Here is a 20,385-nt window from a genome sequence, read left to right as displayed (position 1 = left end):
CTGCCGGGCGTCTCAGCGCCCCTTAGTTTTTGCTTTGCCACGGCACAACGGAAAACCAGTAATGTGCCGCAAAATAAGGGAAAAGGGAACCTTTTTTTACGCCCTCAGTTTCAGCGCGGCGGCCGCCTCTTCCCGATCGTCGAAGTGGAATTTCTCGGTGCCGACGATCTGGTAATCCTCGTGTCCCTTGCCTGCCAGCAGCACGATGTCGCCCGGGCGCGCCGCCAGGATCGCGGTGCGCACCGCTGTGCGCCGGGACTCTATGGTAGCGAACCCCTTCTCGCGGAAGCCTGCCTCCAACTCTTCCAGGCTGTACTCCTTCATCCCCGCCGGGATGCCGGCCCGGACGTCGGCCAGGATCGCCTGCGGGTCCTCGGTGCGTGGGTTGTCCGAGGTGACGATGGCGAGGTCGCTGTAGCGGGCCGCGATCTCCCCCATCACCGGGCGCTTGCCCTTGTCGCGGTCGCCGCCGCAGCCGAAGAGGGTGATGATCCGGTCCGTCTTCAGTTCGGCGATGGTGGAGAGGACGTTCTCCAGTGCGTCGCCGGTGTGGGCGTAATCGACCAACACGATGATGCCCTGCTCGTTGGGAACCCGCTCCAGGCGCCCAGGCACCTTCTTGTGCCCCTCGATGCCGGCCACGATGGCTTCCGTGGAGATGCCCAGGGCAAGTCCCGCCCCCACGGCACCCAGCATGTTGTACAGGTTGAAACGCCCCAAAAGGTCGGAGTTGATGTTGATCTCCCCCACCGGCGACTTCAGACGGCAGCGGATGCCATGCACCGAAAAGTTTGCCTCGACGACGCTCAGGTCGGCCGGGCCGTTCACGGCGTAGGTCAGGACCGGTGCGGCGGAATCTGCCGCGATCCTCGCCCCGTACGGGTCGTCCAGGTTCACCACCGCGCGCCGCAGCGGCTTGTGCACGTTGGGGGTCAAAAGGTCGGTGAAGAGCCGAAGCTTGCTCTGGTAGTAGGACTCCATGTCGACGTGGTAGTCGAGGTGGTCGCGGGTCAGGTTGGTGAAGATGGCCACGTCGAAGATACAGCCGTCGGCCCGTCGCTGCTCCAGCGAGTGCGAGGAGACTTCCATTACCGCGCCCTTCGCCCCCTGGTCCACCAGGTCCCTCAGGATGCGCTGCAGGTCCACCGATTCCGGCGTGGTATTGGGGGCCGGGATGTTGGTATCACCGAAGCGGTAGCTGATGGTGCCGAGCACCGCAGCCGGGATGCCGGCCCGCTCCATGATCCCCTCGACCAGGTAGGTGGTGGTGGTCTTGCCGTTGGTGCCGGTGATGCCGACCAGCGGGATGTCCCCGGTGGGGGTGCCGTAGAATACGGCGGCCATGAGGCTCATGGCGCGGCGCGCGTCCGGCACCTCGACGCAGGTTACCCCGGCAACGGCGCAGGGGCGGTCCGCAACAATTGCGACCGCCCCCCCCTTTACAGCGGATGCCACGAATTCTGTTCCGTCGCTCTTCACCCCGCGCAGGGCGAAGAAGAGCGCGCCTGGCGTCACCTGCCGCGAGTCGTAGCAGAGCGACCCTATCTCGATGGCGTCGTCCCCGGTCACCTTGGCGCCCGGGACACAAGCCAGAAGTTGTCTCAGTTCCATACTTCCCCCATGGTCAGGCCGACGGCACGAACCGTACCCAGACCTGATCCTGCGTGGTGATGCGTGCTCCCGGCGGCGGGTTCTGCTCCACCGCCCGACCGCTCCCCTGCAACTTGACGTTGAGACCGCGCTGCTCCATGACCCTCAGCACCTGCCTCATGCTCATGCCCCGGAAGTTGGGCATGGCCCCGGCGTCCGCCCCTTCGACCGTCACGCCCTCGATCACAGCCTGCTGGGTCTGCGGGGTGACCTTCTCGGGTGCCGGAGCCGGCTTCTTCTTGATGCTCTTGTCCGGCGGCACGTTCAGGTAGCACAGGGTCTGCTGTGCGATGGCGCCGAAGGCCGGTGCGGCGACGACACCACCATAGACGTTGGCGGTAGGCTCGTCCACCATCACCATGATGGCCAACCTCGGCTTCTCCACCGGCACGAACCCTATGAAAGACCCGATACGCTTGCTGGCCGAGTAGCTGCGCCCCTCGACCTTCTGGGCGGTGCCGGTCTTGCCCGCGACCCGGTAGCCGTCCACCGCGGCCCCGGTGCCGGTCCCCCCCTCGGCCACGACCCCCTCGAGCATGTGGGCCACCGTCTTGGCCGTCTCCGGAGAGATCACCCTTCTCTTCACCTGCGGCCCGAACTGTTGCAGGACCACCCCCTCGTCGTCCACGATCCGGTCCACCAGGTAGGGTTTCATCAGGTTGCCGCCATTGGCGACGGCGGAAACCGCGGCGGTAAGCTGCAGGGCGGTGGCGGTCACCCCCTGGCCGAAGGAGATGGTGGCCAGGTCGATGCCGTACCATTTCTCCTGCGGGCGGAGCATCCCAGATACTTCGCCGGGGAGGTCGATACTGCTCTTCTCACCGAAGCCGAACCCGGTGAGCGCCGTGAACAGGCGCTGCGAGCCGAGCCTCTGGCCGATCTTTGCGGCGCCGATGTTGCTCGAGTATTTGAGAACCTGCGGCACGGTCAGCGCACCGTACTTGTGCGTGTCGTGGATGGTCCTGCCGTACATGTTGCAGGAACCGTTCTCACAGTTGAAACTGTCGCCGGGGCGGATCACCCCCGCTTCCAGCGCCGCCGCCACCAGGAAGATCTTGAAGGTGGAGCCGGGCTCGAAGCTGTCGGCTATGGCGCGGTTCCTGATCGCCCCCGGGGTCAACTCCTTCATGTTGTTCGGGTTGAAGGAGGGGTAGTTGGCCATGGCCAGCACCCGCCCGGTGTCGGGCTCCATGACGATCGCGATGCCGGCCTTGGCGCCGTTTTTCTCGATGGTCTTGGTAAGTTCCTTTTCCGCTATGTACTGGATGTTCTTGTCCAGGGTGAGGACGACGTTGCTCCCCTTGGACCCCGCCTTCCCTTCGCTCCCTTTCTTGAGGGCGATGTCGCGCCCGAGGGCGTCGCGCTCGGTGACCAGGTAGCCGGTGTTGCCGAGAATGATGTTGTCGTACTTCTTCTCGACCCCTTCCAGGCCGCTGGGGTCCAGACCGGTGAAGCCTATCACGTGGGCGGCAACCTGCGAGTTGGGATAGAAGCGGCGGCTCTCCTTGACGAAGCCGACACCCTCCAGGTCCAGCGCCTTCACCCTATGGGCCTGCTCCGGGGGCATCCTGCGGGCCAGCCAGACGAAGTTCTTGGCCGCCTTCAGCTTGGCCTCCAGTTCCTCCCTGGGACAGCCCAGCGCCGATGCCAGCTGCGTCGCCGCCTCCGGGATGTTCTCCATGTTCCTGGTCTCGGCGTAGCAGGAGTCCATCTCGATGGAGACTGCGAAGGGCGCGTTGTTGCGGTCGTAGATCCCGCCGCGGCTGGGCGTGAGCGGGATACTCTTCTGGTGCTGCTTCTCGGCGATCTTCATCAGCTTGTCGTTGTCCACGACCTGCAGGTAGAAGGCGCGCCCGGTTGCCGCTATGAAGAATCCCACGAAGAGCAGAGCCACGAAGCGCATGCGGACCCTGGCCCATTTCTCCCACTTGTCTATCACTTGACCAGGACCACCTGCTGGTCGGTGGGGAGCGCCATGCCGAGCTCACCCTTGGCCAGTGCCTCGATGCGGGCCGGCGCCTTCAGGGACGCCACCTCCACCTTGAGGCGCTTGTTCTCCTGCTGCTGGTCCCGGAACTGCTTGTTGGCCTCGCCGATCCTCAGGTTCAGGTTGATCACCTCGACCCGGGACCAGACGTGGAAGATGGAAACCAGCGTCAGCATGACCATGACCCCGGTCAGATACCGGAAGCTGATCCAGTTTTCCCTTACTACCGCTCCGGTTCGTGCCGGTGCGGCTACTTTCCCGTAGGCAACTTTGCTCTGTGCCATAGTGCTACCTCTTGTTAAATCTTCTCGATGCCTCTAAGGCGTGCGCTCCGGGAGCGCGGGTTGGCGTTCAGTTCCTGGTCCCCGGCCTTGACCGCCTTTTTGGTCAGCACCTTGTATTGCGGCACCCGCTTGCAAACGCAGACCGGGAGTTCCTTGGGGCAGGTGCAGCCGGCGGCGGCGTCGCGGAAGGCCTCCTTGACGATGCGGTCCTCCAGCGAGTGGAAGGAGATCACCGCGCCGCGCCCTCCCGGTTTCAAAAGTTTCAGCAGGTCGGCGAGCCCGTCCTCCAGGCTCTTCAGTTCCTCGTTCACCGCGATCCTGAGCCCCTGGAAGGTCCTCGTCGCCGGGTGCAGCCGCTCTTCCCACTTGGCCTTGGGTATGGCCCCCTTGATGATGTCCACCAGCTGCATGGTGGTCTCGATGGGGGCCTCTTGTCTGGCCTTGACGATGAAGGAGGCGATCCTTTTGGCCCAACGCTCCTCACCGTACTCGGCGATGATCCGGAACAGCTCGGCCTCGGAGAGGGTGTTCACCAGGTCCGCGGCGCTTGCGCCGGAGCTTCGGTCCATGCGCATGTCCAGCGGCGCGTCGGCCTGGAAGCTGAAGCCCCGCTCCTCCTTGTCCAGCTGGTGGCTGGAGACCCCGAGGTCAAGGACGAAGCCGTCGATGGCGTCCACCCCGATCTCGGCCAGCGTTGCCGCTATCGAGGAAAAGTTCCTCTGGAAGATCCTGACCCGGTCGCCGAACTGGGCGAGCCGCTCGCGGGCCACCGCGATGGCCTCGGCATCACGATCGAAGCCGATCAGGACGCCGTCCGGGCTGCTCGCGGTGAGGACCAGGCCGGCGTGGCCGGCGCCGCCCAGGGTGCCGTCCACGTAGATGCCGCCTGACTTGGGGGCGACGAGCTCGAGAACCTCGTCCGGGAGTACCGATATGTGATGAAAATCCGCCATCTACAGCCCCAGCGCCGTGAGGCCCGGCGCGTCGAGCGGGAAGTTCTGCTCGTCCTGGGCGCAGACCTTGGCCCAGACCGCCTGGCTGTAGATGTCGATCTTTTTCTGCATGCCCACGAAGTGGAGTTCGCGCTCCAGTTGCGCGGTCTTTCTCAGGTCGGGCGGCACCAGGATGCGGCCCAGCTTATCGGCGGTGCACTCCACCGCGGGAACCAGCACGGTGCGGCGCAGCGCGGCAAGCTGGTCGACGGAGAAACCGAAGTCGCCCCCGTCCTTGAGGCGTTCCTCGAGGACCAGGAATTCGGTGTAGGGATAGATGACGAGACCGTAGTTCATCTGCTCCCCCCCCAGTCGCATCGGAATGCTCTTGGTGAGGAAGAAGCGCTCGTCGCCGAAGCTATCCACCAAAACCTCGCGAAATTTCGCGGGAATGCTGGTGCGACCCTTGGCGTCGATAGTCGTGTCGAACTTCCCTCTGAACATGGTTTCCCCGGCACTCATTGCCACTTTATACCACTACATACCACTTTGGTGCACGAACTATACGGGAGGCAAGCATTGATGTCAAGGCAAAATTAGCGGCAAATAGGGAATTTTTGGGAGGTTTTCCGGTGGGTTAAGCGAGGGGACAGTAACCGGTGGCAAGAAGTGGTAAAAGCGGGGAGTGAGCCGGGGTAAATTAAAATGCCTACCGAACAACGAAGGGGGAAACGCGGCGGGCGGGGCCTGGAAGGCCCCGCCCGGAACGGTGCGACATTGTTAATTCTTTTTCCTGTCGAAGAGGGAAACCACGTTCCCCTTCTTCTGGGCGCCGCCGTTGTCGACCGGCGCCACCGGCTTTTGGGGCGGCTCCGGGGAGACCACCTTCTCCAGCATGATGGGGGTCCCCGACATGGTGAAGGGGGCGCCGTTCACCTGGCTTTCGTCCAGAATCCAGTGATAGACCTGGAGCGGCACGGTGAGCACCAGCAGCTGCACCTGCCACCAGCCGGGCTTCACGTCAGGGACGATGTCCTCGATCCGGGCGTAGAAGCTGGGTTTGTTGTCGATGTGCGCCAGCACGATGTCGTTGATGGTGGTAGTCATGGTCACTTCTCCTGTGGGGTCAAAGCAGGGCCCCGTCCATGTTCCGCGCCGGGAAAAGGGCCCGGATCTCGGCGTAGCGGGTGGCAAGCTCCTGCTCCATCCTGTAAAAACGGGCGACTTCGTCCCGCGGCAACTGATCCTCGATGAGGTCGCAATTGAAGGTAATGCAGTTGAAGGGGCGGTAGCCCGGCGGCATCAGGCACTCCGGCTCCCCCAGAAACGGGCAGAGCCCGTTGTCGAAGCGAGGCGCGAAGAGCGGCTGCCCGGCGGCCAGGTAAACCAGGAGGTCGACCGAACTGAAATGGTACTTCCCCTTGGCGCAGCAGGCCCCGCCGCAGCCGGCGCAATGGCTGGCCGCATCGACCTGGCCCACCAGCTGCTGCATTGCCTGTTTGTGGGCGACCATGCCCCGGGCCTGGGATTCCAAGTCCTGGCGGACGGAACCCGGCAGCCGTTCAAACGCCGCCGTCACCCTGCTTACCCCCTCCAGCCACTCCCGATCCCAACCGGTCACTCGAAACCTCGCGCACCATAAAAAAACGCCGTCCGGTACTATCGGAAGGCGAGCCTACACCTGAAAACCGTTTTTAACGCAAAGCCGCAAGGACGCAAAGACAGCACAAAAACGAAGAGGCAGGCATGAGGTAGCCGGTTTCCCGCTTTTCTTTGCGGCTTTGATCTTCGTTCACAAGGTCCGCCTTGGGAACGCAAAGCCTCTCCGAAGCCCCAACTCCCCTCGGACGCAAAGCTGGAGCTTTGCGCCATATGGGGTTCCCAAGCTGGAGCTTGGGAACCAGCAAAAAAATTGGCCGAAGCAGCCCGTAAGCCGGGTTCTGTTCCCGCAGCCGGTTACCCGGAGGCGGGTGATAGTCATTCATCTAGGAGTGCCGTTGCCGACACCCTCAAGCAACCAACCCGGAAGCACGGACGGGCCGTCCTTGGCGCTTCCCTATTTGGTCTTGCTCCTGGTGGGGTTTACCTGGCATCCGACGTCGCCGCCGAACCCGGTGAGCTCTTACCTCACCCTTTCACCCTTACCCACCTTCGCCGAGGCTTCGGTGGGCGGACTTCTCTCTGTGGCACTATCCCTAGGGTTGCCCCCGCTGGACGTTATCCAGCACCATGCCCTGTGGAGCCCGGACTTTCCTCCCTCCACCTTCGCCCAAGGCGAGGTGAACGGCGACCATCTGGTCTGCTTCGGCCAAAAAGCAAAAAACGTTCAACGTTCTACGTTCAAGGTTCAACGGGGCTTATCGCTGTGGCCACCGGCACCGTGCGGCGCCGTACCGGCACGGATGCATAGGAGGAGACACGCGTTGAACGTTGAACATTGAACGTTGAACCGGTTTTAGTCCTGCACTTCCTGCTTCATGACCAGGATGCGCTGGCAGTGCGGGCAGGTGAGCACGTCGTCGGCACGGAACAGGGTGTTGTAGAGCTGCGGCGGCAGATGCATGTTGCACCCCATGCAGTTCCCTTCCTTGGCCTCGACCACGGCGACGCCCCTGCGCTGGTCGCGCAGCCTGCTGTAGCGCTTCATCACCGAGGCCGGGATGATCTTCATGGTCTCTTCGCGGGTGGCGGCGTCCTTGGCGATGCCCCCTTCCAGGGCCTCGACCTTCTGCTGCACCTCGGCCTGCTGCGCCGCGACATTGCCTTCCAGCTCGACCAGGTCGGCTTCGCGCTTGGCGATGTCGCCGCTGATCTCCTCGATGGCGTTGATCTTCTGCAGGATCTGCTCCTCCAGCTCCGCAATGAGCTTCTTGGCGCCGGAGATCTCCTTGGAGACCGCCTGGTACTCCTTCTGGGTCTTGATCTCCTTGAGGTGCGACTCGGAACGGTTGATGTTGTCGTTCTCGGAGGCGAGGCTGGCCTCCAGGGCCCCCTTCTCTTCCTCGAGCGCGCTCACTTCCTCGCGCCGCGCCGCGATCTTCTCACGGGCTTCCGCAAGCTTCGCGTCCAGAGCCTGAGACTCGCTCACCAGCTGCGCCTTCTCCCCGTCCAGCCCGTCGATCCTGAGATCGATCTCCTGCAATTCGTATAACGCCTTCAGTTTGTTACGCAAAATCCGCCTCCCCAACTACCTTTTTATGTGCTTAAAGAGCAGACGCCTCACCAGAAGCTGAATGGTTCCTGCTCTCCTTGGTATTCCACTACTTCCGCCTCGAAACGGCGCGCCGCGATGGCGTCCTTCAACTGCGCCCCGAGCCCCTGCACCATGAGTCGCTCGGTGGCAAAATGGCCGGCGTCCAGCAGCGCCACCCCGAGTGCCTCGGCCTCGCGGGCCTCGTGGTATTTCACGTCGCCGGTCACCAGGATGTCGGCCCCCTTGCGCGCCGCGTCGTGCAACAGCGATACGCCCGATCCGCCGCAGACCGCCACCTTCTTCACCTGGCGCTCCGGGTCCCCGACCAGGCGTACGCCTGCCGCGCCGAGACGCTCCCGGACTTCCCTGGCAAAAATCGCCGCGGCCACCGGGGCGGCCAGCGTGCCGATGCGCCCAAGGCCGCGCGGCGGTCCCTGGTTCAGCACCGGGTACAGGTCGTAGGCCGGCTCCTCGTAGGGGTGCGCCCCCTTGAGGGCGGTCACGGCGGCGCCGATGCGCTCCTTGAGGATCAGGAACTCGAGCCTGCTCTCCGGCTCGGCATGTCCAGCCCCCACCTCGCCCACGAACGGCTTGGCGCCGGCGAGCGGGGTGAAACGTCCGGTTCCCTCGGCCTGGTAGGAACAGTCGCGATAGTTGCCGATCAGGGGCATGAAGGGGGAGAGCGCGGACAAAAGCTTCTCCTCGCAGCCGCGCGGCGCAAAAAGCACCATCTTGACGTACTCCTCCCCCCCCGTGATCTTCAGAGGCTGCGCGCCCTGGAGTCCCAGGTGGCCGGCCAGAAGGTCGTTGACGCCCCCGTGGGCGATGTCGAGGTTGGTGTGCAGGGAGATGATAGCGAGGTCGTGCTTGAGGGCGAGGATGGTAAGGCGGCCGGTCTCGTCGGCGGCGGTGATCTTTTTGAGCGGGGAGAAGATGAACGGGTGATGCGTGACCAGCAGTTGGCAACCGGCCTCGATGGCCGCCTCGATAGCGGGACGGCCGGGATCGAGTGCCACCATGATCCGGGAAACCTGGGCGACGGGGTCACCAAGCTGCAGCCCCACGTTGTCCCAGGATTCAGCAAAGTGAATTGGGGCAATTTTGCCAGTTATTCCAACTAGATCCGAAAGTCTTGGAGTTATCATCGCGCTCAAAAGAAAAAGAGTGCAACCGCTTGGTGTGCACTCTTTCTCCCCACTAAAAGTGTATTTTTTCGTCTGACCAGGTGCTTTAAGGGCATCCCCACATCATCCTAATTTGTAAGGTGGTGGGCCCACCAGGACTCGAACCTGGGACCGACCGGTTATGAGCCGGTAGCTCTAACCAACTGAGCTATAGGCCCGAAAAGCGAAATTAAAACATATAGTAAAAGGATTAGCGTGTCAAGCTTCTATTTTAATGACAGAAGTCGGCGTTGCTAATACATCTCGTACTTGAGCAATCGGCACTCGATGGGGCCGTTGTAGAGCACCATCCTGCGGGTCGCCTTCAGTCCCACCGATTTGGCCAGTTCCAGGTTGCCGGTAAAGAGGTAGGCGGTGTACCCCTTGCAGCGCTGCTTCAGGGTGTCGCCGATCTCCTTGTAGAGCGGGCGCAGCGCCTCCTGCTCCCCGAGCCTCTTGCCGTAGGGAGGGTTGAGGATCAGCACGCCCGGTCCCGGGGGTACGGTGAGCTCGGCCATGGGGAGGCGCCCCAGCACCAGGTGCTCCAGGACCCCGGCCCGCTTGGCGTTCTGCGCCGCCATCCCCGCGGCGGAGTGGGACAGGTCGGTGCCCTGCACCGGCGCGGGAAGCCGGTTCAGCATGCCGGCACGCGCCTCGGCCACGATGCGGTCCCACAGGGCACGGTCGAAGCCCTGCCAGCGCTGGAACCCGAAGCGGCGGTTGAGTCCCGGGGGGATGCGCAGTGCCTTGAGCGCGGCCTCGATGGCGATGGTACCGGTGCCGCACATGGGGTCGACCAGCGGCATGCTGCCGTCCCAGCCGGAAAGCTCCACCAGCGCCGCCGCAAGGTTCTCCTTGAGCGGCGCCTCGTGCCGGTCCAGGCGGTAGCCGCGCCGGTCCAGCGGCTCCCCGGAGAGGTCGAGACTCAGGGTGCAGCGGTTCTTGAACAGGCGCACGTTGACGCGCAGGTCGGGGTCCTTGGTGTCAACACTGGGGCGGCTGCCGTAGTGGTCGCGCAGTGCGTCGACGATGGCGTCCTTGGTCTTGAGCGCCACGAACCCGGAATGGGTCAGCGCCGAGTCGCGCAGGTTGCAGTCCACGGCGAGGGTAAGGGCCGGGGTCAGGAAGCGCTCCCAGGAGACGGCGCGCACCCCGCGGTACAACTCTTCCGGACTCTCACAGGGGAACTCCGCCAGGGTCATCAGCACGCGGCTCGCGGTGCGCAGCCAGAGGTTGGCCCGGTAAGCCGCCTCCATGCCACCACCAAAGCGGGCACCGCCGCTCTCCGCGGTCACCTCGGGGATCCCCAGCCGCACCAACTCGGCTGCCAGCGCCTCTTCCACCCCCTTAGCGGTGGTGGCGAAAAAAAACTGCTTCATCGTCTCTCCTTGAAAAAACCTGGTGGCGCACCCTGTCAGAAGGGACTGGCTCCGTCAGGTGCCTGTCCCTCTTGGGGCAGCCATACTGCCGCCGCGCACCTTCATGAGGAATATACACGCAGCGGCTTCGGCACCGCAACGGCAAAGCACAAATTAATATTGATCACCCATTGCATTGATCAGAAGATAATGATAAAAAATTAATTTCTTCAGTTGTCCGTAACATCTGCCGATAGGAGTCTCATGAACCCGACGCTGGCCTGCGTTTACGGGGCTACCCCCGCCGCGGGGATGTTTTACCTGCCCGGCGCACGGGTTGCCATTGTGTCGGAGTGCATTACAATTTTGCGGTGTCCGGTGCCACAATCCCCTGTTTTATCGGAGAAAATAGCACATGAAGAGACTGTTAAGAGTCCTGATCGTAGAGGACGCTCCGGACGATGCCCAGCTGATCGTGATCCAGCTCGAGCAGGGGGGATTCGACGTCCATTTCCAGCGGGTGGATAGCGCCCAGGCCCTCACCGATGCCCTGACCGCATCGCCTTGGGACGTCATCATCTGCGACTACGTGATGCCCGGCTTCAGCGGCTTGAAAGCGCTGCAGATACTCAAGGAACACGGCTGCGATATCCCCTTCCTGATGATCTCCGGGAAGGTCGGCGAGGAGGCCGCCGCGGCCGCCATCCGCGCCGGGGCCGATGATTTCGTGCTCAAGGGGAACCTGGCCCGGCTGGTGCCGGCGGTGCAGCGTTCCATCGCCGAGGCGGCACTGCGCCAGCAAAGCCGGCGCCACGAGCAGGAACTCAAGGAGAAGCTCGAATTCATCCAGGTGCTCATCGACACCCTCCCCACCCCGATCTTCTACAACGACCCCAACGGCCTGTACCTGGGCTGCAACAGGGCCTTCGAGGAACAGATCGGCATGAAGCCAGGCGAGCACGTCAACAAGAGCATCTACGAGATCCTCCCCCCGGACCTGGCCGCACTCTACACCCGCGGCGAGGAGACGGCGGAAAACGGGGTGGGCCCGCGCAGCTTCGAGGGGACCATTACCTGCGCCGACGGCGAGCGCCGCGACATGATCTTTTACAGCGCCACCTTCAAGAACTCCGGCAACAGCTCCGGGGGTGTGGTCGGGGCACTGCTGGACATCTCCGAGCGCAAACAGGCCGAGCTGAAGCTGCGCTACCTGAGCAGCCACGATATCCTCACCGGCATCTACAACCGCGCCTACTTCGATGAGGAACTCGACCGGCTGAGCAAGGGGCGCAAGTTCCCGGTCAGCATCGTCATGGTGGACGTGGACCGCCTGAAAGAGGTCAACGACCAGCAGGGGCACGCGGCGGGCGACGAACTGCTCAGGCACGCGGCCGAGGTGCTGAAAAATGCTTTCCGGCGCGAGGACGTGGTGGCGCGGGTCGGCGGGGACGAGTTCGCCGCGCTGCTGCCCAACACCGACGAATCCACCCTGCGCGAGGCGATGGAGCGGCTCCAGGCCCACCTGGCCCAGAGCAACCACGAGTATCCCGCGCTCCCCCTGAGCCTCTCCATCGGGGCCGCCACCGCCCACGACGGCGAGGAGTTGATGGCGTCCTGGCGCCTGGCGGACCAGCGCATGTACCGCCAGAAGAAAGGGCGCAAAAACAGCAACGCCGGCAGCAGGCAGCACCAGTTGGTGGCCTAGAGCCGGCGGGTAGCAGTAAGGGCGCGCGTCCCGGGACCGGGGCGCGCGCCTTTTCTATTTCTGATCAGCGAGATCTTGCGCCGTTCTTCAATCTCGTTCCCAAGGTCCTCCTTGGGAACGCAAAGCCTCTCCGATGTTCCAACTTCCCTCGGATACAAAGCTGGAGCTTTGCACCATATGGGGTTCCCAAGCTGGAGCTTGGGAACCAGGATCTCCCAATTCCGTTCTTCCTATTTGAAGATGATCATGGGCAGTTCGTCCTTGCCCGGGGCGGGCTGCACCGCCTCACCCTTCGCCTCGCGCGCCTTGGCCGGGTATTCCGTCTCGAGCCTTTTGGCCACCTCTTCGGCACGCACGGTATCGCCCGACTTCCGGTAGGCCTGCTCCAGGTAAGACAGGGTGTCCGCCAACCCGGGCTCGCCCGGGAAACGCTGCAGCGCCTCGGTCAGACGCTTGATCGCGGAAGGATACTTCTTGGTCCTGAGGTAGAAGTTCCCGACGTAATTCTCATAGGCAAGCTGCTTGTCACGGCAGTCGGCCAGCTTGGCCTTGGCATCGGCCGCGTACTCCGAGCCGGGGTATTGGGCCAGGAACATCTCCAGGTAGTGCACGGCGTTCTTCACCGCGGTCTGGTCGGTGTCGATACCGGTGATCTGGTTGTAATTGGCAAGCCCCAGCCGGTACAGGGCATAGGGGGCCTTTTCGTTGGTGGGGTGGAGTTTGCGGAAGTCCTCGTAGGCGGCGGCCGCCTCGATGAAGGCGCCGTTCTCGAAATGGGCGTCCGCTATCTTCAGCTCGGCCTGCGCGCTCAGCTCCGGGTTGCTGAAGCTCTCCTTCACCTTCTTAAACTGGGTGATGGCTTCCGCGTAGTTCTTGGAAGCATAGGCGGCCTCACCTTCCTTGAAGAAGGTCTCGGGGGTCTTCACCGGGGCGGGGGCCGTGGCGCAGGCGCCCAGGAGGGCGATCAGGGAGCAAAGGCCCAGGAAACGCAGGGATCGAGAGTGCATGGATGCCTCCTTGAGGTGCGATGAGTTCATAAAAAGCCCCCGCAGCCGAGGTCGCGGCTGCGGGGGCTGATTTTATCAGGCCCGGCCGGCGCGCTTGCGCTTGTTCGGGTCGAGCTCCTTCTTGCGCAGACGGATGGAAACCGGCGTCACCTCGACCAGCTCGTCCTCGTCGATGAACTCGAGCGCCTGCTCCAGGGTGAGGACGCGCGGTGGCGTGAGCTTCACGGCGTCGTCGCTGCCGGAGGCGCGCACGTTGGTGAGCTTTTTCCCCTTGCAGGGGTTCACCTCGAGGTCGTTGTCTTTGGCATGCTGGCCGATGATCATGCCACCGTACACCTCGACGCCGGCGCCGAGGAAGAGGATGCCGCGCGGCTGCAGGGCGTCCAGCGAGTAGGCGGTGGTCTCACCCTGCTCCATCGCGATGAGCACCCCGTTTTTACGGCCGGGGATGTCACCCTTGAAGGGGGCGTAGTCGTGGAAGGTGTGGGTGATCACGGCGGTGCCGCGGGTCTCGGTCAGGAACTCGCCCCTGATACCGATCAGGCCGCGGGCCGGAACGATGAACTCGAGGCGCACGGTGTCCCCCATCGGGTTCATGGAGACCATTTCGCCTTTCCTCGGGCCCATCTTCTCGATGATGGAGCCCTGGTACTCGGAGGGGACGTCGACCACCAGGTATTCCATCGGCTCATGGCGGACGCCGTCCACCATGCGCATGATGACCTCCGGCTTGGAGACCGCCATCTCGAAACCTTCGCGGCGCATGTTCTCGATCAGGATGGAGAGGTGCAGCTCACCGCGACCGGAAACCTGGAAGGTGTCGGCGTTGGCCGTATCGGAGACCCTGAGCGAGACGTTGGTCCGCAGTTCGCGGTCCAGACGTTCGCGGATGTTCCTCGAGGTGACCAGCTTCCCTTCGCGACCGGCAAACGGGGAAGAGTTGACGATGAAGTTCATGGACAAGGTCGGCTCATCGATGGCGACGTAGGGCAGCGGCATCGGGTTGTCGGCCGCGGCCAGGGTCTCGCCAATGCCGACCTCGGTGAAGCCCGCGATGGTGACGATGTCGCCGGTGAACGCCTCGGCGATCTCGACCTGCTTCAGCCCCTCGTAGCCCAAAAGCTTGCTGACGCGCGCCTTGGAGATGACGCCGTCGCGCTTGATCAGCGCCACGGTCTCGCCGGCGGTTACCTTGCCGTTGAAGATCTTGCCGGTGGCGATGCGGCCGATGTAGTCGTTGTAGTCGATGTTGGTGACCAGGAGCTGGAACGGCGCATCGGGGTTCCCCTCCGGCGGATGGACGTTGTCCTTGATGAGTTCGAACAGGGGCTCCATGTTCTCGGACGGCTGATCCATCTCGCGCATGGCGTAGCCCATCTTGGCGCTGGTATAGCAGATGGCGAAGTCGAGCTGGGCGTCGGAGGCCTGCAGTTCGCAGAAGAGGTCGAACACCATGTCCACGACTTCGGCGGGGCGGGCGCCGGGGCGATCGACCTTGTTGATGACGACGATGGGACGCAGCCCCAGGTCGAGAGACTTCTTCAGCACGAAACGGGTCTGCGGCATCGGGCCGTCCAGCGCGTCCACGAGGAGCAGCACGGAATCGACCATCTTGAGCACGCGCTCAACCTCGCCGCCGAAGTCGGCGTGTCCCGGGGTGTCCACGATGTTGATCTTGTAGTCGCCGTGGTGGATGGAGAGGTTCTTGGCGAGGATGGTGATGCCGCGCTCCTTCTCCAGGTCGTTGGAATCCATCACGCGCTCGGTGATCGCCTCGTTTTCCCTGAAAACACCGGACTGCTTCAACATGGCATCGACCAGGGTGGTCTTGCCGTGGTCGACGTGGGCGATAATGGCGATGTTTCTGATCTTCTCCTGCATGCTTTACTGCTCCTTTTCTTGGCTCGGCTACAAATAAAAAGACGAGCAGCGAAGCCCGTCTTAAAAAACAGCTCAATATGGCATTTTTCAGATATCTTTACAAGCTATTTTCTGATAATTCGGCGCTTTCCGCCCATGGCCGCCATCTGCTGCTTCTGGATGGTCGCCATGCTTTCCAGGTGGAACTGCAGCCACATCTCGCCGTACCCCTTCATCTTCATCTTCTTCCCTTCGCGTAACAGCTCCAGGTTCTGCTTCAGGTTGTCGTCGCCGGGGAGCTTCGTCAGACCCTTGGCCACGATCTCGCAGGCCTTGACGTTCTCGCCGATCTCGTTGAGGCAGTAGCCGTAGAGGGCGTAGAGCAGCGACTCCTTGGGGCTCGCCATGAGCGCCTTGTCGAAGGTCTCCTTCATTTTGTCGTGCTTGTTCTTCTTCATGTAGGTGACGCCGAGCATGCCCATGGTGACCCAGTTCTTGAAGAAGCCCTTCTCCAGGTACGGGAAAGCAGTACCGAACTCGCGGCGGACGAAGTAGACCATGCCGATGGCGGAGTTGATCTGGCTCTCCACGTAGATCTGCCACTTGCCGTAGCGCAGCGCGGCCTTGAGGTCGCGGATTCCCTTCTCGAAGCGCTGGGCCTGAATGTCCTTCATGGCCGGCTCCATGATCTCTTCGAGCTTCTTGGTGATGATGCGTGAGATGATCAAAAAGCTCGCCATGAATACGACCATGGCGCCCAGGAGCGCCGCCCACCAGTACGAGGTGCCGGCGGCGAGGAGGACGACGAGGAATACTGCGATAGCTGCGCCTGCGGAAATGAGAAGGTTGTACATCGGTTGATTTATCCTTTCGTGGTGCGGGTCACGTGATTTGCGAAATGGTTGACCAGGTTAGCCTTCGTCCTTGACCTGGTACTTGGCGACGATGATGCGCTTGCCGGGTCTCAGGGCCACCCGGGTCTTCAGGTTGTTCCATGCGGAGAGGAGCCGGGCCGTTACGTTGAACCTCCTGGCGAGGGAGGCGAGGGTATCGCCCTTTTTGACGGTGTAGTACTTGTGTAATTCCTTGGGCTCCTCGGCCTTGGCCACGTGGATCGGGGCCTTGGTCTCAGCCTTCGCCTCCAGCACCGGGGTCTCCGGTTGCGCGGCATGCGCCGGATGCGTCTCGCTGCGCGCGGCGGCGACCTGCACCGGGATGGTCAGCACGCGGCCGGCCAGCTTCACCTTCTTCTTGCCCAGGTTGTTCAATTCGGCGATGGTCTGCTGGCTGGTGTTGAAGCGCCGGGCGATGGAAGCCAGGGTGTCGCGCTTCTTGGCGCGGTATTGCACGTTCCTGACCCGCTCGACGTAGCGCTCGGACTCGGGAATCTTGGCGTACTCGGTAAGGCAGGTGGAGCCGGCTCCCTTGGGCACCTTGAGCTGGTATCCCGGGTAGTCCGGCGGCGTGGTGGCGCGGCGCAGTTCCGGGTTCAGCTCCCTGATGTTCTGCAGGGGGACCCCGCAGGCCTTGGCCATCACGTCGAGGTCGGTGCGGGACGGGATCGGCACCTGGTCGAACTCGATCGGCGGGAGGTAGGCGACGTCGGCGAAGCCGTACTTGGCCGGTTCCTTGGCGATAATCGCGGCAGCAAGCAGCTTGGGAACGTAGTCCTTGGTCTCGCGGGCGAGGTAGCTCCCCTTGGAGATCTCCCAGAAGTCGCGGGTGTTGTACATGTTGATGGCGCGCAGGATCTTGTTCTCCCCGGCGTTGTACCCCGCCGCGGCCAGGTACCAGTCGTTGTTGAACAGCGCGTAGAGTTCCTTCAGGTACAGTGCTGCGGCGACGGTGGCCTTGAGCGGGTCGCGCCGCTCGTCGATCCAGGGATCGATCCTAAGGGCGTAGCGCTTTCCGGTCGCCGGCATGAACTGCCAGGGGCCGACGGCGGCAGCCACCGAGACCGCATGCGGGATGAACCCGCTCTCGATCATGGCCAGGTAGACCAGATCCTCGGGAAGCCCTTCCTTCTTCAGCACCGTCTTCATCATCGGGATATAGCGCTCGCTCCTGGAGAGCCACTTGGCGAAGAAGCCGCGGCCGGAACCCTGGAAGTAGCGGGTGAAGTACTCGACCTTGGAATTGAAGGTAAGGGGGATGTCGGAATCGGGGAGATCCATCTCCGGCAGTTTCAACTCGAAATCATCGGGGTCGGCGGAGGCGACGTCTTCGTTGCCGGGAAAATCTGCGGAAGTGAGGCCGAGTCCCTTGGAAAGGGCGAGGTCAGCCGAGGCGAGTTGCTGGGTCTGATGCTCCCTGCGTCCGGATTCCTGAAGGAGGTCTCCGGGCGCCGCGAGGGCATAGCAGGGGGTCAAAAGTGCGAGTATGAAAAGGGTAACTTTAAGCATTCAATACCTATTTTTGGGTGACGGCACGCGTACGCACAGGTGCGCAGAATAGCGGAATTTGGCACAGTTGTCAATTCAAACGGGTTTTGACGAATACGGGCCAAGAGACGGCTGCGGCTTCGGCGGGCACCCGCGCCCTTTATGGCCGCATCGGGCGATGCGGCACCCGACTTTAGCTTTCGGCGAGGACGGCTCCCCTCTCCCCAGGAGAAAGGGTTCCCTCTCCCACGAGAAAGGGTTCCCTCTCCCACGAGAAAGGTTTCCCTCTCCTCCAGGGAGAGGGTGCCCGAAGGGCGGGTGAGGGAGGTTTCCCTATGATCCGGGGGAGCAAGAACCCGAGGGCGGCGGTAGTTGTGGGACTTGGCGGAAGGCGGTTCCATTGAAAAACGAAAAAGCCCCCCGCTGTCGACGGGGGGCTTTTCTTCATGGGGCGCCCGCCGCGGTCATGCGACGGGCCAACTAGGGCAACCTTCCTTGCAGTGGGTCACCGGACGGATCATAAAGAAGTTAGTCCACATGTTGTGATCTCCTTATCCCTGGTTGGATTTGCATCCCTCGCTGTGTGGTTCCCGGAGGATGGGAAAAAATATAATTGTCCCCCCTGCCGTTGTCAACCGGCCCCACGGCTACAGGGAGCGCCTGCTTTTCTTCATCAGCCACAGCAGCCAGCCGTCCCTCAGCGTCAGCGCCGCATGGGGGCAGAGCTCGCGGCAGCAGAAGCAGCGGATGCAGCGCTGGTAGTCGAAACGAAGCCTCCCCCCCTGGACCCGGATCGCCGCCGGCGGGCACGCCTTGACGCAGACGCTGCAGAGCTCGCACTTACCGGGGGCAACCTCGGGACGGGAGGTGAACTGATTCCTGAGCCGGTTCTTCAAAAAGCCGGGAAGCCCGAACTGGACATCGGAAAGGTGGGGGAGCCGCAGCGGGCGCTCCAGCACCTGGTCCGGGTCCGCCCCCAGAACCGCGACCTCCTCGGGGTTCGAGCCCGCAACCCCCATGCGCCGGGCCGCACTCTCCAGGTAGAGGAGTTGCCGCGGGATCCCAGCCACCCGCGCGGCCACCTGGTCCACGGCGACCGCGTTGTCCCCGGCCAAAAGGACGCCGACCTGGCAGGGGTCGCCGCTCCCGGGGCCGTTGCCCTCCATGGCGACGACGGCGTCGACGATGTTCAGGTCCGGTTCGCGCAGCCGGTACAGTTCGATGAGCATGTTGGCGAAGAGCTCCTTGTCGGCACCGGCCTTGAGATGCCAGGCCGCCTTGGCGGTTCCCACCACGGCGCCGAAGAGGTTCTTCACACAACAGGTCATGGTCATCATTTCGTGGGTTTTCAACTTGGGGAGGTTGATCAGGCGGTCCGCCTCGAGGTACGGGCGCGCCAGTTCGAACTCCTTGAAGGTTCCCGAAGCGGCGACGGGCACGGCATCGGTGAAGGGGACGAACTCGGCACCGGTCTCCTCGATGACCGCCATGATGCCCGAACGCTCGGCGACACGCCGGCCGCTCCCCACTCCCGGGGAATCCCCCACCAGCGGCACGCCACCGGCTCTTTGTACCTCCATGATCACCGCACGCAGCAGTTCCGGGTGCGTGGTGACCGCGGCCTCGGCCGGCTTTGCCGAAAGGAGGTTGGGCTTAATCAGCACCCGCTCGCCCGGCTTCACGTAGCGCTCCATCCCCCCCAGCGGTTCCAGGAGCCGGGCCACTCCCTCCCTCATCGTTTCACGCCCGTAATCGGAAACCCGCTCCAGCGCCACGTGGTACATCTCGTCCTCCTGCAAAAGCTGTTGTAAACCGGGATCACCCTGAGGTAGATTCACATACCATGAAACGCGCCATCGAGCAATTCTGCGCTTACTTGGAGACCGAGCGCAACGTCTCCCCCCATACCCTCGCCGCCTACCAAAGCGACCTGGAGCAGTTCGCGTCCTTTTTGGAAGGGCGTGGCGAGCCGCGCCCGGAGGGGGTCGACCACCTGGCAATCAGGCAATACCTGGCCCAACTGCACAAGGGGCACGCCAAGAGTTCCATCGGGCGCAAGCTCTCCGCGATCCGGGCGCTGTTTCGCTTCCTGCTCCGCGAAGGCCGGCTGGAGAAGAACCCCGCCGAACTGGTCAGCACGCCCAAGAAGGAGAAGCGTCTCCCCTTCCACCTGAACATAGACCAGGTGAGCGCGCTGGTGGAGGCGCCGGCCGGGACCAGGCTGCCCCTTCGGGATCGGGCGGTGCTGGAAACGCTGTACTCCTGCGGCATCAGGGTAAGCGAGCTGACCGGGATGAACGTGGGGGACGTCGACCTCACCGACGGGGTAGCGCGGGTCATGGGCAAGGGGGGCAAGGAGCGCATCGTGCCGGTAGGCTCCTTCGCCCGGGCCGCCCTTGCCGCCTATCTCGACGAGCGCGGCGCCCCAGCACCGGCAGAGCCGCTCATTCTGAACAGCCGGGGCAAAAGGATCAACCGCCGCAGCGTCACGCGCATCGTGGACGACCACATGCTGCTCATCGCCGCCATGCGCAAGGTTTCACCGCACACGCTGCGCCACACCTTCGCCACCCACCTCCTGGAAGGGGGCGCCGACCTCAGGGCCATCCAGGAGCTGTTGGGCCACGCCTCGCTTTCCACCACCCAGAAGTACACCCACGTCAGCATCGACAAGCTGATGGAGGTGTACGACAAAGCCCATCCCAAGGCCCGCGACTAGCCAGCACCCAGCTAGTCGCCGGCCCTGCCCCCCTCACGGCCAACTTCCCGGTCTTCCCAGCCTTCCCAGCCTTCCCAGCCTTCCCAGCCTTCCCAGCCTTCCCAGCCTTCCCAGCCTTCCCAGCCTTCCCAGTCAGACCGGCCGCC

Annotated in this window: 17 protein-coding genes, 1 tRNA gene and 1 other RNA gene; 2 read left to right on the top strand and 17 right to left on the bottom strand. The window is 63.2% G+C overall.

From position 1 onward, the window contains the following. Positions 1 to 96: 96 nt before the first annotated feature. From JFN91_RS03125 to JFN91_RS03070, 12 genes are all read right to left on the bottom strand, one after another. Positions 97 to 1,611, bottom strand: coding sequence for a UDP-N-acetylmuramoyl-L-alanyl-D-glutamate--2,6-diaminopimelate ligase (locus JFN91_RS03125; RefSeq protein WP_199387738.1), 1,515 nt, complete (start codon positions 1,609 to 1,611; stop codon positions 97 to 99). A 13-nt stretch (positions 1,612 to 1,624) separates the two neighbouring features. Next, positions 1,625 to 3,589, bottom strand: a complete 1,965-nt coding sequence (locus JFN91_RS03120) for a penicillin-binding protein (RefSeq protein ID WP_199387737.1) — start codon at positions 3,587 to 3,589, stop codon at positions 1,625 to 1,627. Beyond that, positions 3,586 to 3,921, bottom strand: coding sequence for a cell division protein FtsL (gene ftsL, locus JFN91_RS03115; RefSeq protein ID WP_199387736.1), 336 nt, complete (start codon positions 3,919 to 3,921; stop codon positions 3,586 to 3,588). The genes JFN91_RS03120 and ftsL overlap by 4 nt, the downstream gene beginning before the upstream one ends. A 14-nt stretch (positions 3,922 to 3,935) precedes the next feature. Next, on the bottom strand, positions 3,936 to 4,874 hold the full coding sequence (gene rsmH / locus JFN91_RS03110) for a 16S rRNA (cytosine(1402)-N(4))-methyltransferase RsmH (RefSeq protein WP_199387735.1): 939 nt from the start codon (positions 4,872 to 4,874) through the stop codon (positions 3,936 to 3,938). Next, positions 4,875 to 5,357, bottom strand: coding sequence for a division/cell wall cluster transcriptional repressor MraZ (mraZ, locus tag JFN91_RS03105; protein ID WP_199387734.1), 483 nt, complete (start codon positions 5,355 to 5,357; stop codon positions 4,875 to 4,877). 276 nt (positions 5,358 to 5,633) lie between these two features. Then, complete coding sequence (locus tag JFN91_RS03100) at positions 5,634 to 5,960, bottom strand: hypothetical protein (RefSeq protein ID WP_199387733.1); 327 nt, start codon at positions 5,958 to 5,960, stop codon at positions 5,634 to 5,636. A gap of 19 nt (positions 5,961 to 5,979) precedes the next feature. After that, positions 5,980 to 6,474, bottom strand: coding sequence for a hypothetical protein (locus tag JFN91_RS03095; RefSeq protein WP_199387732.1), 495 nt, complete (start codon positions 6,472 to 6,474; stop codon positions 5,980 to 5,982). 293 nt (positions 6,475 to 6,767) lie between these two features. Continuing rightward, positions 6,768 to 7,159: RNase P RNA component class A (gene rnpB, locus JFN91_RS03090), an RNA gene on the bottom strand. A 149-nt stretch (positions 7,160 to 7,308) separates the two neighbouring features. Next, positions 7,309 to 8,025, bottom strand: coding sequence for a zinc ribbon domain-containing protein (locus JFN91_RS03085; protein WP_199387731.1), 717 nt, complete (start codon positions 8,023 to 8,025; stop codon positions 7,309 to 7,311). A 47-nt stretch (positions 8,026 to 8,072) separates the two neighbouring features. Further along, positions 8,073 to 9,191, bottom strand: a complete 1,119-nt coding sequence (locus JFN91_RS03080; RefSeq protein ID WP_199387730.1) for a Nif3-like dinuclear metal center hexameric protein — start codon at positions 9,189 to 9,191, stop codon at positions 8,073 to 8,075. A 120-nt stretch (positions 9,192 to 9,311) separates the two neighbouring features. Beyond that, positions 9,312 to 9,388 (bottom strand) — tRNA-Ile (locus JFN91_RS03075). Positions 9,389 to 9,463: 75 nt separating this feature from the next. Next, positions 9,464 to 10,588: a THUMP domain-containing class I SAM-dependent RNA methyltransferase gene (locus JFN91_RS03070; RefSeq protein ID WP_199387729.1), complete on the bottom strand. Its 1,125-nt coding sequence runs from the start codon at positions 10,586 to 10,588 to the stop codon at positions 9,464 to 9,466. A 394-nt stretch (positions 10,589 to 10,982) separates the two neighbouring features. Here JFN91_RS03070 and JFN91_RS03065 point away from each other — a divergent pair, with 394 nt between their 5' ends. Further along, the gene (locus JFN91_RS03065) at positions 10,983 to 12,272 is read left to right on the top strand and encodes a sensor domain-containing diguanylate cyclase (protein WP_199387728.1); all 1,290 of its coding nucleotides are present in this window, start codon (positions 10,983 to 10,985) and stop codon (positions 12,270 to 12,272) included. A gap of 230 nt (positions 12,273 to 12,502) precedes the next feature. On the opposite strand, the gene JFN91_RS03060 is transcribed toward JFN91_RS03065, so the two are convergent. From JFN91_RS03060 to JFN91_RS03040, 5 genes are all read right to left on the bottom strand, one after another. Further along, the gene (locus JFN91_RS03060) at positions 12,503 to 13,279 is read right to left on the bottom strand and encodes an outer membrane protein assembly factor BamD (RefSeq protein WP_199387727.1); all 777 of its coding nucleotides are present in this window, start codon (positions 13,277 to 13,279) and stop codon (positions 12,503 to 12,505) included. A 75-nt stretch (positions 13,280 to 13,354) separates the two neighbouring features. After that, positions 13,355 to 15,160: a translational GTPase TypA gene (gene typA, locus JFN91_RS03055; RefSeq protein ID WP_199387726.1), complete on the bottom strand. Its 1,806-nt coding sequence runs from the start codon at positions 15,158 to 15,160 to the stop codon at positions 13,355 to 13,357. Between the two features lie 104 nt (positions 15,161 to 15,264). Beyond that, the gene (locus JFN91_RS03050) at positions 15,265 to 15,993 is read right to left on the bottom strand and encodes a tetratricopeptide repeat protein (RefSeq protein ID WP_199387725.1); all 729 of its coding nucleotides are present in this window, start codon (positions 15,991 to 15,993) and stop codon (positions 15,265 to 15,267) included. Positions 15,994 to 16,050: 57 nt separating this feature from the next. Beyond that, entirely contained in the window at positions 16,051 to 17,541 is a 1,491-nt protein-coding gene (locus JFN91_RS03045) for a lytic transglycosylase domain-containing protein (RefSeq protein ID WP_199387724.1), read from the bottom strand. Between the two features lie 626 nt (positions 17,542 to 18,167). After that, positions 18,168 to 19,304, bottom strand: coding sequence for a DUF362 domain-containing protein (locus JFN91_RS03040; RefSeq protein WP_199387723.1), 1,137 nt, complete (start codon positions 19,302 to 19,304; stop codon positions 18,168 to 18,170). A gap of 59 nt (positions 19,305 to 19,363) precedes the next feature. Here JFN91_RS03040 and xerC point away from each other — a divergent pair, with 59 nt between their 5' ends. Next, complete coding sequence (gene xerC, locus JFN91_RS03035) at positions 19,364 to 20,239, top strand: tyrosine recombinase XerC (RefSeq protein ID WP_199387722.1); 876 nt, start codon at positions 19,364 to 19,366, stop codon at positions 20,237 to 20,239. Positions 20,240 to 20,385 lie beyond the last annotated feature (146 nt).

The organism is Geomonas anaerohicana (genome assembly GCF_016458305.1).
Taxonomy (GTDB): Bacteria; Desulfobacterota; Desulfuromonadia; order Geobacterales; family Geobacteraceae; genus Geomonas; species Geomonas anaerohicana.
Note: the sequence above shows the minus strand (reverse complement) of the source record. Positions and strands in the feature narration are given on the sequence as shown.